Consider the following 11,070-nt stretch of genomic DNA (forward strand, 5'->3'; position numbering starts at 1 on the left):
AATGAAAATCGTTGGAATAGTTGGATCAAACGCTGATTTTTCATATAATCGTCTACTTTTAAATTTCATCGCTAAAAAGTTTGATAAACTAATTGATGTAGAAGTGTTAGACATTGCGGATGTTCCTATGTTTAATCAATCTAATGATCAGACCAATAGTGATGTTATTCAAAATTTAAATAAAAAAATTCTTGCAGCAGATGGTGTCATTATTGCCACACCCGAATATAATCACTCTATCCCATCTGCCTTACAAAGTGTTTTAGAATGGCTATCATTTAAAATTCATCCACTCGATGGAAAGCCAGTCATGATTGTAGGGGCCTCTTACGATGTCCAAGGGTCGTCTCGCTCCCAATTACATTTACGACAAATATTAGATGCTCCGGGGGTAAACGCTGTAGTTATGCCGGGGAATGAGTTTCTATTAGGTGAAGTGCATAAAGCATTCGATCAAGAAAGAAATCTAAAGGATAAGGAAACGACCCAGTTTCTTGAAACTTGTATTAAGAAATTTATCCGTTTTATCAATGTTGTCAATGTCATGCATTCTCCTGAAGGGATGAAGGACCTATCCAGTACTGAGGATTTATATGCGACCGGATCCATTGATACCACGATAAAGGATATCAACATGTTAGACGATGACTGGGTGGAGCAAGCTGCTGAAAAGACAAATGCCGCGGACGGTAATACTTACGTTAAATTAAATCGTGGTATTTTAACCGTTGACCAAATCAATTACTTTTTAGATTCGATGCCAGCAGAATTAACATTTGCCGATAGCAATAACCAATTCTTGTACTATAACTATAAGTATGAAGCAGAGGATATGTTAGCCGCCCGTAGACCAGAACAAGTGGGTAATCCATTAGCAGAATGTCACCCTGAACGAGCTTATAGCAGTGTTGCATGGGTCATTCAGCAATTACGGACTGGTAAAGAAGACGTTGTAAGAACCCATGTACCAACACATGGACCTGATAAGTTTGTAGTACATAGCTATCAAGCTGTTCGTGATGATGATGGGAATTACTTAGGAATCAACGAATATGTACGTGATATTAAACCAATTATCGATTGGTATTTAGAACAAACTGGCCAACAGTTAACTGGTGGTGGAGTCGATGCAGTCTCCGGCGCAACTTCTAAAGTCGATTCCGTTTCAGGAGCAACGGTAAAAGACAATTAGAAATACTAAGAGGTCTTCTGGGCCTCTTTGTGTTTCAGATTTAGCCATTAGATTAAGGAAAGGGTGAAAATATGCCAGTCCAAAATCGTGAAATACAAATGATGGGCACGATAATCTATTTATCGGTTGAACATGACTATGCCGCCTTTGTTTTAGAAGAATTAATACTAAGATTGAAAGAATATGAGAAACGTTTTAGTGCTCATGATCCTGATTCAGAGCTAATGGAAGTTAACACCCATGCAGGTATTAAGCCAGTAAAAGTGGATACAAGTTTATACGAATTAATAAAGCTAGGAAAAAAACATAGCACTGCTGCCAACAGTTTTTTTAATATAACAATTGGCCCTCTCGTTCAAGCTTGGCGTATCGGGTTTGAAGATGCCAATATTCCCTCAGAACGTAAAATTCAATCCTTACTTAAAGTCACGAATGCGAATGATATCTTGCTAGATGACAAACTTCAGACTGTTTATCTAAAATACACTGGTATGTTTATTGATTTAGGTGCGATCGCCAAAGGATTTATTGCCGATCTTTTAATCGAGGATTTAAAATCAATGAACGTTTCGTCTGCTTTAATTAATTTGGGTGGAAATGTCATGACCTACGGAAATGCTCCTAAACATAAGGATAGTAGCTGGCGAATAGGTATTCAACACCCTTTCGAGCCACGAGGAAATTATATCGCCATTTTAAAGGCATTCAATCAGTCCGTTGTTACTTCAGGAATTTATGAAAGAAATTTTACAAGGAACAATCAAACCTACCATCATATTTTAGACCCTACTACTGGCTATCCAATTGAATCAGAAGCTGCTAGTTTAACCGTTGTATCCAAAAACTCAGTTGATGGTGAAATATGGACGAGTCGATTATTTGGAAAGTCCCCTGACCAAATAATCGAGACGATAAATCAATTAGATGATATTGAGGGAATTGTCGTTACAAGGGATGGCAAGCTTTCTTATACGGAATCTCTTAAAGAGAATTTAATGGAATTAGGGACAGTATAGTCCCTAGTCCCAAAAGAGATTCACAATTGATCTATTTATAACCTTGTTTCAATATCTATTAGTTGCTTCCTTTATTCTGCCACAAGACCTCATCCAAAAAGGACTAGAGCTTATCAAATGCTGTATTTATAGTTTGTAGCAATTGTTCAAGCTTCTTCTTCTCAGCCTCCGATAGTATTTTTTCAGCTAGTGGAAACAGCACTTTCTCTTCCTTCGCGAAATGTTGTGTTAAGGTAGCATAAGCTTGGACAGCATGTACTGAAATGGATTGAGCATCATGTTCATCAAGACTAGAGTCGACCTGAGCAGCTTCCGTCAGAAAATCTTGTAGATGTCTTTCTGCTTTTTCGTGTTCATATTCCATTTGTTCAATTGTCTTATCATTCATTCCAAGAACCTGAGACATCATAGGAAATAACACGTTTTCCTCTCTGTTAGCGTGTATCTCCAGTTTATCCACAAAAATTAATACTTTTTCGTATAATTCCATGAATAGTTGAACGACATCATTTCCAGAGCCGAAATCTATTTCTTCCGCTATATCATAGAATAAATTCATGTCCATCATGAGCTCCACATGCTCGTCCTTCAATTGTTGAAGTGGTTTACTTAACACCACATTTGCAACCTCCATAACTATAACCACCATCTCATTAGTATTGTTTATCCAAAATTAGCAAGAACATATTCTCTTATGGAAATTGTACACAAAAGCAGTTGATTGATTTGTGACGGCAATCACATGATTAACCAGTTAATATTAGTATAATAGGTTGTAATGTAAGTGAGACGTAAAACAATAGCGCTTCGTTAAATACGCAATTAGTCCATAGTATTTATCTTACAGTTACCAACTTTCCTAATTAAATTCGGTTTTTACTATACAAAATCACAATGAGGTGAAAAAATGATTGAAGCACGCTTAGATATCAAACTAATCAATATGATTAAAGATATATTACTTCGAATACAAAATGGGGAAGTAGAACAAAGCCTCCAAGCTGACTTTGATCAGCACATTCAGCACGTAAACCATTTGACCATTATACTGAATTTGCAAGAATTAACTAATCGTGACAAAAGCTTTACAAACATTGAAATCAGGAAATTCTTTGACATGTATCAATCCCTATATGGTCGCTCCATACTAAATATCCCTGTTCGGAATTCACAGCATCAAGGGCACCCTATTCATATTTTTACAAAAGAAAACCAGATGTTTAAAGGTCTATTCACCCAATTAAATGGCCTTATGAAAGCCATTGAAAATGATCCACAGCATTCGACGGGTTCATTAAAAGAAGAAATGGAACAATTAGGGCAATTGTATAGTCATTATAATCGTAAAGAAAAGCTCTTCTTTCCAATTTTAGAACGCTATGGTATCTACTCCCTTTCCCGTACAATGTGGGCGGAAGATGATCGTATACGCAACCTATATAAGGGTGGCAAAAGGCTGATGGAGAAAATTCCTGAAATAGATTTTCAATTTGTTAAACAAGCGTATGATGATTTAGAAGCTGCATGTAACAACATGATATTTCAAGAAGAATACTTTCTACTGCCTATGGCTCAAGCTATTTTTAAGGAAGAAGACTGGATAGCCATTGCAAAGGAAAGTAAAGCATTTGGCTACGCGATAGAGGAACCGGAAGTGGATTGGATGCCTGCAAGTGCATTATCAACTGATGACGCAAAGGATAGACCTAACACAGCCAGTGAGGAGCATTTACGTTTTGGTGGTGGTTACTTAACGACCAAAGAAGCCGACCACATTCTGAATAACTTACCACTGGAAATCACGTTCGTTGACAAAAATGGTATTTTTAAATACTTCAATGAAGTAGTAGAATCATCCGAAATGATGTTTATCCGTACTCCAACTTCAATTGGACGAAATGTAGCGAATTGTCACCCACCTAAGAGTTTGAAGAAAGTGATGCGAGTCATCCAAGACTTAAAGGCACAGAAAAAATCATCGGAAACGATGTGGTTTAAGAAAAAAGATCAATACATTCACGTTACCTATAAAGGTGTTTTTGATGAAAAGGGAGAGTACCTTGGAATTCTGGAATACGTTCAAGATATTCAGCCATTTCTGGACTTACCACGCGAAGTAAAAAGAGAGTTAAGTGTACGGACAAAAGAAAATGGGATATAACCCATTAACTAAGTGATCGAGGGGCTTGACCTTCACCTTCAACATTCATTGATACAGAAGGTCTGTCCCCTTTAACTAACACTGTTATTTAAGTGTGCAACCTCTTCGATGCCTGACACAATTTCTAACCAATCATCAGAAGATTTTAAGCTAATTCTTACTGGTTGTTCCAATGTATTCTGTAGATATTCGACTACCCATATTCCTGTAGAGGATGGTAAAAAGAAAACGATATTTTGTAGTAATGGATCATTGTTATAATCTGGAATATGAAAATAAGATATATTAGAAAGTATCCATTCATTAGATTTTAAATCCTCTACAAATTCTAGAAATGATTTTTCTTCATCTTCTGGAAAATTACTAATCTTATGTACCTTTTTCACATTTCTTTTCTCATTTAATAAATCAAATGCTTTATCTGATAAATGGAATGTAAAGTCATTCGCATGTTCTGGAATATCGAATGCATAGTATTCTCTAACAATTTCAGGGATTTCTTTAATAGTTATATAAGAAAATTCATGAATGATATCCCGTTCAACAATATGAGAAAGCCAAGTTTCCCCATCAATATGATGGATATTTAATAAGCTTTTATTTTGAGTATTAGAACAACGGAACATCCACTTCGAGTTTACATAACTTTCAATAAAGTTTTTTAATTCGTCAGGAATTGGTACATCTCCATTTTTCTCTTTATTATTGTCCCACATGCCTTTTAAAATTAATTGATGTATGGTCACTTCCATAATTGCATTCCATTCTCTGCTTGATCTTTCCCCTATTGACGCTTCAGCAATCCCTTTGGCCACATTAGGATAACCATTCAACGTTACTAATAAGGCTAGTTCTTCATTCGTACAAGTCATCACATATTCCATTTTTCCTCCTATATCTATAAAAAAATTACATGTAGAAAATATTTAATGATGTAATAAATAATAATACAAACCCAAAACGCTATAAAATTTGCCACAAGCATAAGTAATTTTTTTAAAAACCAGTTATATTTACTTAGTTTTTTATCTAAATAGAGACCCCATCCAAAAAAACATAAAGATATATATGTTATTACCCTAGTCAGTGGATTATATGGTTTATCAAAAATTCCTAATTTAAAATGGTCAACCATTAAATTACCGAGTAAAAAAATTAACATACTCATAACTATTGGAATTCCAAGTACGTATGCAACAAGCCCCTGAACAATTTCCATCGATTCTTGTGTCATATATTAACATTCCCTCATAGTTTTCTATAATATTTACTTCCTTCAATTAAACCAACTTCCGATAGAACTAAATTTCTTTCCGATATTAGATATACCATCATCTATTGCATTTCCGAAATTAGTTATACCCTCCTGTACTGCACCACAGGTTTAATCCTTTTAAATTTAATAAATTCATGTTTACTTTTATAATGGTGGAAATTTAACCTAGACAAACTGTTCATCATTTTTCACCTTATGCATACATTTTATCGAGGTGAAAAAAATGAGACAACCATTAGAAAAGACACACATCTTTATCGTCATGTTCTGTATCAGTCTAATTATGAGCATTCAATCACCTATTTTTGCACCATATGCCGCAAAGCTAGGAGCATCGAGTGTTCTGATTGGGATTATGATGAGTCTATCTTCTTTTATGAATTTAACAGGAAATTTAATTGCTGGTCCATTAGTAGATCGATTTGGAAAAAAGGTATTTATTACGCTCCCCATATTCTTATCAGGAGCATTATTTATTGCGCATGGATTAGTATCAGACTCTGCTAGCTTACTAGTTGTTCGTTCATTAAATGGATTTTCATTGGCCTTCCTAATTCCAGCAGCCCTTGCCTTGTTGTCAGGCTATGCCCAAAACAGTCAGCAGCAAGGGAAGAATATGGCTATTAATGGCATCTTAGGCACAATAGCAAGTATCATTGCACCACTTGTTGGAGGGCTAGTAGGATCAGCGATTGGGTATGAAAACACGTATTATATAATTGGAACAGCTTTACTATTAGTTGGGGTCTACACTACATACTTTTTAAGAGAAAATGAATCTATTGTCGTAGTAAACCATCATGCAAAGCCATTAAGTCTTTATCGAATTCTACAAATTGTTCCGTTACGAATGGTTTTCCTAACCGCTTTTGCTCTCATGTATATTCATGGAGTCATAATCTACGAGGTACCTTATCTTGCAGTAGAACAGGGGCTTTCCACTGCAATTACAGGAATTTTATTTAGCTTGTTTGGCATGGGAACATTTTTCTCCCTATTATTATTTTTCCTAAATCGCTTCGATCCAATGAAGCGCCTGATCTTTGGGTTATTCGGAATGTGTGTGAGTCTATTTACATTAGTCTCCGATTTGCTTTTTCTTCCGGTCCCGATATTCCTATTAGGATTCTTTTTCGGAATCATGATGCCTGCAATGGCAACTGCTATCACGGATGCTGTTTCTAATGAAGGCCACGGAAGAGCGTTCGGAGTGATGTCTGCCGTATATTCCATAGGGATGATTATGAGTTCGTTTGTTACCGGGGTTGTTCGTGATGTCGTGTCCCCTTACTTTGTCGCGTTTCTAGTTGGCATGGTGGTTTTAACCATTATTGGATACTCTAGGATTCAATTAAAAGCAACTTCTGCTTCTGGAGCTAGCGCATAACTTGTATGGCTTGGTTAACCCTATGACAGTGAATCCTTCCTGTAATGAATTATCAGATAGATATACGCATGAAATAGTGGAGCCTTTTCACTAAATTCCTAACGAGTAAACCCTCACAAACATAGTTTAACAAAGTTTGTGAGGGTTAGTCCTTTTTTCTGAAGTTCGGGATAGGACCCTGTTTTAGAGTGCTTCGAACTGTAGGTAGACTGTCTATAGTGTACTTCTATTTTCTAACAAACTACTAATTTAACAACGCAATGACTTACTTTTATTAATGCACTGCATTTCGTCGACTCTTCTTTCCTAGTCAATTCTAACGGATAGCAGGTAGGCCAGTTTGTCACTTCATTTAGTAATGCTTCACGATCATCGCCCCATTACGAATGATAATGACCTGCTTTAGTCGGGTAAATGCTGTGATCACTAAATTGAATATAACATAGGGAGTCCTTCCGTCGCCGATTAAATCAATTCCTTTTGATCCTTCTACTATCTTTTACCTTCCGATTCAATTGCTTCTGAAATTTGTTTTGTATAAGGTTCTAAACCTACACTATTATAGATAAAAGCATCTGCATCAGCAATCTCTTTCTTCTGATATTGGTTCATAGATATGTGGGTCTGCCAGCTGGTGAAATGAACTCACCAGAAGCCTCCTCTCCCGCAATTTGTTCTGCAAAATACTGAAGTGGATAAACAGTAGTACATATCTTTAATTTCTCATTGTAACTTTGTGAATCGTTGTTAATTTTACAGCTATCTGTTACCCCATTCTCGTAAGCAACCATCGCAAACATTAGTGTTAAAAGAGCTAGAACTCCTATGATTTTCTTTTTAAATATCCTCTCTCCTACTTATATAACAACGATAAAATTACGTTTTATTAAAGCCTCTACACGATTATATAAGCCAAAAAACAATTTTTGTAATCATCTTAGCGTCATCTTTAGGAACCCCAAACGAAATGAGGCGATTTTGGATATAGCTTTTTGAAGCCTTTTCAGGTTTTGCGAATGCATTACCGATTTTTTTACTATTTCGTTTTACAGCATCTGCATATTTTTTAGAAAATGGTTTTAGAACCCAAGATAACATATGTCCACCATTCTTAACAATCTTACCAAATGCTTTTATTCCCTTTAAACCGATTCCTACTACTCCCTGAGTTTGATATTCCCCTTTTGTTTGTTTAAGGAATTCTTGTTGATAGATTAATTTACTAGCTATTAAGTCTTGTTCAAATGTAGGACTGTCTATATCAAATAAGTCGTTGTCATAATTGGTGTCTGTAGCTTCTGTGGATGAAGTTAATGACGCTGCAGAAACCTTATTATTAACAAGAATAGGCCCTAACGTACTTAATACTAGAGTAAAAACAACTATTAAAGAAATAGACTTAAAGAATTTACTTCCCATTCTAATAACTTCCTATTTTTTGATTAATTACAATATATTAATATGTTATAATAAATAACAAAATATGTAAATTATTTTTTGGAAATTCAAAAAATATGCACGAAAGGGGTTTTGTCTTTGTCGAATGAAAATAATGATAAGAAGGCAGAATTTTTTGGTATGACTGTTGCAATTATCCTGGCGATACTGGCAGTTCTTATGTTTTTATCCCTCCCGATTCTAATTTCATTTGGTATTATATATTTTCTATCTATGTTCTCATTTATTGAATTTCATTATTACCCAAATTTTTGGCAAAACATTTTATTTTTCGGGAAATTTACATTTCTGAATATACTCGTGCTTGTACTAAGTGAATTATTAATAGTGATAGATAGAAAGAAAAAAATCAAAAAGTTATCAGATATTGGCCCTACTAATTTTAAAGAATGGTTTATTTACCTAGTGATTTTTAGTGTTTATATGAATGTATTTACTATATATCTTAATAGATTAGTAACGACAATAATTGGTTCTACACTAATTGCTTTATGTTTTATAACTATATTTGTATTTCTTGAATATATTTTTAGGAAGTTAGATAACGAAAATGAGGAATAACAGAAATAATAATACATTTAGCAAACGGCATTAAGAAAGCGCGTGTAGTTCTTGTGCACCCAACTAATACCGGCCAAAAAGAAGCAGAGGAACTGTCACTCTGCTCCTCTCAATTACAGGGTAGATCTATTACTCGATGTCTTTAAAAGGGAATTTTACAGTGGTAAAATTCTGGTACTATTAAATTGCTATCCATTCAACAGAAGCAACCGATATCAGGCATAAGAGGAGATTTATATTACACATAGACTAGCAAATTACTTGCGCTTAAATAGGATATAAGATTCACTCAGCGAATTGATAAACAAATAAAGATACTAATTAACCTTATACACCGATCGGTTGTCTATTACAACAATTGTGAACAAAAAGTAAAATCAATCTTCTTTAACTTAAAATTGTGAATTACCTCACTTACTTACCCGCTCATAATAGTTTATAGTAATAATCAAGTAAGCCAACAAGATTTACTCAAAGCGGAGTGGTGTTAAGATGAAAAAATTACTATTTAGAGGAAAAGATTTGCGTAATCTCTCAATTTTACCTTCCAATTCCATTTATTTTGCTACATTGTTAACGATGGTTGGAGGGTTCTTGGATGCATATGCCTTTATGACAAAAGATGGCGTATTTGCCAATGTCCAAACTGGTAACTTTGTTTTCTTTGGAATTAATCTAATTGAAGGGAAAATTGATCAAGCCTTTCATTTTATTCCACCAATTATTGCCTTCATGTTAGGCGTTGCTGTTACAGAAAACTTGAAATGTAAGCAGGAGCTTCGGGTAGCTGGTATATCAGGAAGAACCATTATTTTCATGGAAGTTGTATTGTTTGGGGTGATTGGTTTTATCCCTTCTTCAGTTTCCAATATCTTAACTACCAGTATTCTATCTTTTGCTGCATCTCTTCAATATTCCTATTTTAGAAAAATCGCAAACACCGTATATAGCAATACGATGGTAACAGGAGATCTTCTAACGGTAACCAAATCAATTTATTATGCTATTTCAAGAAAGGATAAAGAAGCGGCAATACAATCATGCATGTTTATCATCATTATTTCATTCTTTGTTATAGGGGTTTTGCTGGGAGCTTTTTTAGTTCAGATTTATGCTAACCAGGCTATATTTTTCGTTTGTATTCCTTTATTTATTGTAGGAATTTTATACAAGTCTAGTTCACGGGTTTAGTGAGCGGGATTTTGAAATGGGATACTAATCCCCCTAATATTGATAATAGAACTTATTTAGCTTCAATAAAATTAAGAAATCAACTAACAGCGATTCATCACCAAAAGATGGGTCGCTTTATTAATACCTCTTACTATAATTTAAATTGGCAGAATCTATCGTCCGGTTTTCTAACAGAAAGTCCTAAATACAACTATTGAACCGTTTGCCCAATCCTATCTTGCATCATCTTAATCTCTGCCAATTAATCTATCTCTTATTAAGATTAATTATTATAGGTACTAAAAAAAACGTATTTATTAACCACATGGTTAGTCACTGACTTTAAACCTTAATAAAGCACAAAAAGGCCAATACTTTAATTTCTCAAAGTATTGGCCTATAAAGGTTTCTTTATCTAATAATACCGGTGGCCGGGGTCGAACCGGCACTCCAGAGGAACACGATTTTGAGTCGTGCGCGTCTGCCAATTCCGCCACACCGGCATAATATGGAGGCGGTAACCGGATTTGAACCGGTGATAAAGGTTTTGCAGACCTCTGCCTTACCACTTGGCTATACCGCCATATTATCTGGAGCGGAAGACGGGATTCGAACCCGCGACCCCCACCTTGGCAAGGTGGTGTTCTACCACTGAACTACTTCCGCAAAATGGCTGGGCTAGCTGGATTCGAACCAGCGCATGACGGTACCAAAAACCGTTGCCTTACCGCTTGGCTATAGCCCAATAAAAAAATGGGGCGGCTGATGGGAATCGAACCCACGAATGCCGGAACCACAATCCGGTGCGTTAACCACTTCGCCACAACCGCCATAATAAAAGCAGGG

At 35.5% G+C, this 11,070-nt stretch carries 11 protein-coding genes, 6 tRNA genes and 1 pseudogene (1 of these 18 running past the window's edge); 6 read left to right on the forward strand and 12 right to left on the reverse strand.

Translation table 11 applies throughout. From position 1 onward, the window contains the following. The first annotated feature begins 1 nt into the window (after nucleotide 1). Together H7K77_RS17375 and H7K77_RS17380 are read left to right on the forward strand one after the other, a co-directional pair. On the forward strand, nucleotides 2–1,192 hold the full coding sequence (locus tag H7K77_RS17375; protein ID WP_186579683.1) for an NAD(P)H-dependent oxidoreductase: 1,191 nt from the start codon (nucleotides 2–4) through the stop codon (nucleotides 1,190–1,192). A 71-nt stretch (nucleotides 1,193–1,263) separates the two neighbouring features. After that, the gene (locus H7K77_RS17380) at nucleotides 1,264–2,208 is read left to right on the forward strand and encodes an FAD:protein FMN transferase (RefSeq protein ID WP_186579685.1); all 945 of its coding nucleotides are present in this window, start codon (nucleotides 1,264–1,266) and stop codon (nucleotides 2,206–2,208) included. 103 nt (nucleotides 2,209–2,311) lie between these two features. On the opposite strand, the gene H7K77_RS17385 is transcribed toward H7K77_RS17380, so the two are convergent. Further along, nucleotides 2,312–2,842, reverse strand: a complete 531-nt coding sequence (locus H7K77_RS17385; RefSeq protein WP_186579687.1) for a hemerythrin domain-containing protein — start codon at nucleotides 2,840–2,842, stop codon at nucleotides 2,312–2,314. Nucleotides 2,843–3,115: 273 nt separating this feature from the next. On the opposite strand from H7K77_RS17385, the gene H7K77_RS17390 reads away from it, so the two are divergent. Beyond that, nucleotides 3,116–4,369 (forward strand): DUF438 domain-containing protein, encoded by a 1,254-nt coding sequence (locus H7K77_RS17390; protein WP_186579689.1) that lies wholly within the window; start codon nucleotides 3,116–3,118, stop codon nucleotides 4,367–4,369. Nucleotides 4,370–4,440: 71 nt separating this feature from the next. On the opposite strand, the gene H7K77_RS17395 is transcribed toward H7K77_RS17390, so the two are convergent. Next, nucleotides 4,441–5,253 (reverse strand): hypothetical protein, encoded by an 813-nt coding sequence (locus H7K77_RS17395; protein WP_186579691.1) that lies wholly within the window; start codon nucleotides 5,251–5,253, stop codon nucleotides 4,441–4,443. A 14-nt stretch (nucleotides 5,254–5,267) separates the two neighbouring features. Next, the gene (locus H7K77_RS17400) at nucleotides 5,268–5,588 is read right to left on the reverse strand and encodes a hypothetical protein (RefSeq protein WP_222599430.1); all 321 of its coding nucleotides are present in this window, start codon (nucleotides 5,586–5,588) and stop codon (nucleotides 5,268–5,270) included. A 280-nt stretch (nucleotides 5,589–5,868) separates the two neighbouring features. Here H7K77_RS17400 and H7K77_RS17405 point away from each other — a divergent pair, with 280 nt between their 5' ends. Then, nucleotides 5,869–7,032, forward strand: coding sequence for an MFS transporter (locus H7K77_RS17405; protein ID WP_186579695.1), 1,164 nt, complete (start codon nucleotides 5,869–5,871; stop codon nucleotides 7,030–7,032). A gap of 233 nt (nucleotides 7,033–7,265) precedes the next feature. Here H7K77_RS17405 and H7K77_RS17410 read toward each other — a convergent pair. The 3 genes and pseudogenes from H7K77_RS17410 to H7K77_RS17415 form a co-directional block, all read right to left on the reverse strand. Continuing rightward, nucleotides 7,266–7,472 (reverse strand): annotated as a pseudogene (locus H7K77_RS17410) (ZinT/AdcA family metal-binding protein); the annotation flags it as partial. A gap of 168 nt (nucleotides 7,473–7,640) precedes the next feature. Next, nucleotides 7,641–7,832 (reverse strand): hypothetical protein, encoded by a 192-nt coding sequence (locus H7K77_RS21075; protein WP_222599431.1) that lies wholly within the window; start codon nucleotides 7,830–7,832, stop codon nucleotides 7,641–7,643. Nucleotides 7,833–7,935: 103 nt separating this feature from the next. Continuing rightward, nucleotides 7,936–8,451: a hypothetical protein gene (locus H7K77_RS17415; protein ID WP_186579697.1), complete on the reverse strand. Its 516-nt coding sequence runs from the start codon at nucleotides 8,449–8,451 to the stop codon at nucleotides 7,936–7,938. Between the two features lie 117 nt (nucleotides 8,452–8,568). Between H7K77_RS17415 and H7K77_RS17420 the strand changes: the two genes are divergently transcribed. Next, nucleotides 8,569–9,051 (forward strand): hypothetical protein, encoded by a 483-nt coding sequence (locus H7K77_RS17420; RefSeq protein ID WP_186579699.1) that lies wholly within the window; start codon nucleotides 8,569–8,571, stop codon nucleotides 9,049–9,051. 492 nt (nucleotides 9,052–9,543) lie between these two features. Then, nucleotides 9,544–10,242: a YoaK family protein gene (locus tag H7K77_RS17425; protein ID WP_186579701.1), complete on the forward strand. Its 699-nt coding sequence runs from the start codon at nucleotides 9,544–9,546 to the stop codon at nucleotides 10,240–10,242. Nucleotides 10,243–10,646: 404 nt separating this feature from the next. Here the strand turns inward: H7K77_RS17425 and H7K77_RS17430 are convergent. From H7K77_RS17430 to H7K77_RS17455, 6 genes are all read right to left on the reverse strand, one after another. After that, nucleotides 10,647–10,727: transfer RNA gene (locus tag H7K77_RS17430), tRNA-Leu, on the reverse strand. Between the two features lie 6 nt (nucleotides 10,728–10,733). Continuing rightward, nucleotides 10,734–10,807, reverse strand: a tRNA-Cys gene (locus tag H7K77_RS17435). Nucleotides 10,808–10,815: 8 nt separating this feature from the next. Beyond that, nucleotides 10,816–10,890 (reverse strand) — tRNA-Gly (locus H7K77_RS17440). 4 nt (nucleotides 10,891–10,894) lie between these two features. Continuing rightward, nucleotides 10,895–10,969 (reverse strand) — tRNA-Gln (locus H7K77_RS17445). 9 nt (nucleotides 10,970–10,978) lie between these two features. Continuing rightward, nucleotides 10,979–11,054, reverse strand: a tRNA-His gene (locus H7K77_RS17450). Between the two features lie 11 nt (nucleotides 11,055–11,065). Further along, nucleotides 11,066–11,070, reverse strand: a tRNA-Trp gene (locus H7K77_RS17455); it runs 66 nt beyond the window's last position.

The organism is Aquibacillus kalidii (genome assembly GCF_014280935.1).
GTDB classification, from domain to species: Bacteria; Bacillota; Bacilli; order Bacillales; family Amphibacillaceae; genus Aquibacillus_D; species Aquibacillus_D kalidii.

Bases quoted from the DNA above. Each gene is read 5' to 3' on its own strand.
- H7K77_RS17375 (WP_186579683.1), top strand. From the start codon at position 2: ATGAAAATCGTTGGAATAGTTGGATCAAACGCTGATTTTTCATATAAT.
- H7K77_RS17405 (WP_186579695.1), top strand. From the start codon at position 5,869: ATGAGACAACCATTAGAAAAGACACACATCTTTATCGTCATGTTCTGT.
- H7K77_RS17425 (WP_186579701.1), top strand. From the start codon at position 9,544: ATGAAAAAATTACTATTTAGAGGAAAAGATTTGCGTAATCTCTCAATT.
- H7K77_RS17385 (WP_186579687.1), bottom strand. From the start codon at position 2,842: ATGGAGGTTGCAAATGTGGTGTTAAGTAAACCACTTCAACAATTGAAG.
- H7K77_RS17415 (WP_186579697.1), bottom strand. From the start codon at position 8,451: ATGGGAAGTAAATTCTTTAAGTCTATTTCTTTAATAGTTGTTTTTACT.
- H7K77_RS17395 (WP_186579691.1), bottom strand. From the start codon at position 5,253: ATGGAATATGTGATGACTTGTACGAATGAAGAACTAGCCTTATTAGTA.
- H7K77_RS21075 (WP_222599431.1), bottom strand. From the start codon at position 7,832: ATGTTTGCGATGGTTGCTTACGAGAATGGGGTAACAGATAGCTGTAAA.
- H7K77_RS17380 (WP_186579685.1), top strand. From the start codon at position 1,264: ATGCCAGTCCAAAATCGTGAAATACAAATGATGGGCACGATAATCTAT.
- H7K77_RS17400 (WP_222599430.1), bottom strand. From the start codon at position 5,588: ATGGAAATTGTTCAGGGGCTTGTTGCATACGTACTTGGAATTCCAATA.
- H7K77_RS17390 (WP_186579689.1), top strand. From the start codon at position 3,116: ATGATTGAAGCACGCTTAGATATCAAACTAATCAATATGATTAAAGAT.